Raw genomic sequence first — 1879 nt, 5'->3', positions numbered from 1 at the left:
ATGGAAATGTATATACATTTGGAGATATGAGTGAGTTAGAGTTTAAGAAAGCACTAGCAAGAGAATATGGAATACATGAAGAGGGAAGAAAAACAGAAGAAGGGAAATTATTAGGAGCAACACCAGGCAATATATATTCAGAGTATGTAATAAATGGTAGTGAAGAAATAGAAGAATTACCAAAAGATGATGTATCAAGTATGCCAAGTGATGCAGAGGTTGTTAGTGATAATTTAATAAAAGATTTTTCTAAAAAAGTTTGGGCAACAATAAAAGAGAATGTTCCTGCTGGATTAATAACAATGGATGTTTATGTAAGTGCAAAAACTTTAGTGAAATATGGATTCAAAGTAGGAAAACTTACAGCAGGACAAGTAGTAGTATTAACAGTATCAGTTATAGATGGATTAGATGAAATTAATAAATATGTAAGTTGTGGTACTTTATATGGAGATTGTGATACATTATTGAAAAAAATTTTAGGAGATGATGCATATAGAGTATCTAAAGGAGTTGCAACTTTTGTAGGTGTAACACAAATTGGTAAAGATGTATATACGGTAGCTATAAAAGATGGAAAAATAGTAGAAATTGGTAAAAAGATAACAGATATAAATGAACTAAAAGCAGTTTTATCTAGTTTAAAAGAAAGTGGTAAAAAAGTATTAAATAAGGGTAAAAAAATAGTTGAAAGTATTTCAAAAACAGATGAAGCATTAGATGTAGGCAATGCAATTTTGAAAGTAAAAAGAGAAATACAAGAATTAACTAAAATGGGAATAGATGTAAAGGAAATAAATTTAGGTTTAAAAGTTGATGGAACGGTAACGACAGGACTTAAAATAGATGAAGCTTTAGGGAATAATTTGGGAAGAACTTTTAAAACATTTGATCATTATGATGCAGCTACTAAGACAGCGACAAGTGTAAAAAGTATGTATTTAGAGGGAGCAAAAACGTATCAAACTGAAACAGGTATGTATAATGTTTTAAAGAAGTATGTTGATGAAATTGTTGATTTTATTCAAGATGGGAAAAATGGTAAAATATTAAAGAAAGATCAAATTAATAAAAAAATTTTAAATGTTGTTATAAATAATGTTCCGTTAAAAATACATCATATTAATGCTTTTAAAAAAGGCTTAGAATATGCCAAATCTAAAGGAATAGATATAAATATTACGATAATAAAATAATTGTTAGGAGTGTAATTTTATGAAAGATGTATACATTTATAAAGAGAAAAAAAAAGAAAAATATAGAATGCTTATTACAATAAGTGGAATTGATGAAGTTGGTCTAATAACACAAAAAGACTTTGCTATTATTTCATATTTATCAAAGCAAAATAGTGAAAAAATTGGAGAACTTGTTTTTTTTGCGTTAAGTAATAGTGATGATGAATTAATAATGAATGATATAAATTCAAAGTGGAGTATGAAATGGTTTAATCTATCTAGTTCAAAAAAAGTTATGGAAAAATATAATTTAATTGGATTTTGTGAAACAAATAATCAATTTAAATTAGAATTGTTTATGAAAAACGGCAGTGCTTTTTCAGTTAGAGAAAGTCAACCAGAATGGACAAAACATTGTTTTGAAACAAAACCAACAGAAAAAGAATTAGGAGAAATGATATTAGAACTATTTGAAAGAAAAGAGAAAGAAGAAGGTATAGAATAATAAAAATAGAAAGGCAATTATGAAAAAACTAATAACTCTAACCCTTATACCCTTTATTATGCAAGCCATAGAAATAGATAGAATAATATACAATGGAAAAGAAGAAAGCTTAGCTGTAAGTTTAAATAGTGATTTAAAAAGTGGTAAGTCCTTAGATGTATCAAAAATAGATGAATTAGTATCTAACTTTAAATAT

Annotated in this window: 2 protein-coding genes; both read left to right on the top strand. The window is 26.5% G+C overall.

Translation table 11 applies throughout. From position 1 onward, the window contains the following. Nucleotides 1-1196 (top strand): endonuclease toxin domain-containing protein (locus tag GM111_RS07990; RefSeq protein ID WP_231479793.1); only part of this gene is annotated, 1196 nt, incomplete at its 5' end. A 19-nt stretch (nucleotides 1197-1215) separates the two neighbouring features. Next, a complete protein-coding gene (locus GM111_RS07985) occupies nucleotides 1216-1683 on the top strand; it encodes an osmolarity sensor protein EnvZ (RefSeq protein WP_156300568.1) in 468 nt (155 codons plus the stop codon). Nucleotides 1684-1879: the final 196 nt, after the last annotated feature.

The organism is Streptobacillus canis (genome assembly GCF_009733925.1).
Lineage (GTDB): Bacteria > Fusobacteriota > Fusobacteriia > Fusobacteriales > Leptotrichiaceae > Streptobacillus > Streptobacillus canis.
This window is presented reverse-complemented; position numbering and strand designations above follow the sequence as displayed.

Coding starts and splice junctions, on each gene's coding strand:
- GM111_RS07985 (WP_156300568.1), top strand. CDS start 1,216: ATGAAAGATGTATACATTTATAAAGAGAAAAAAAAAGAAAAATATAGA.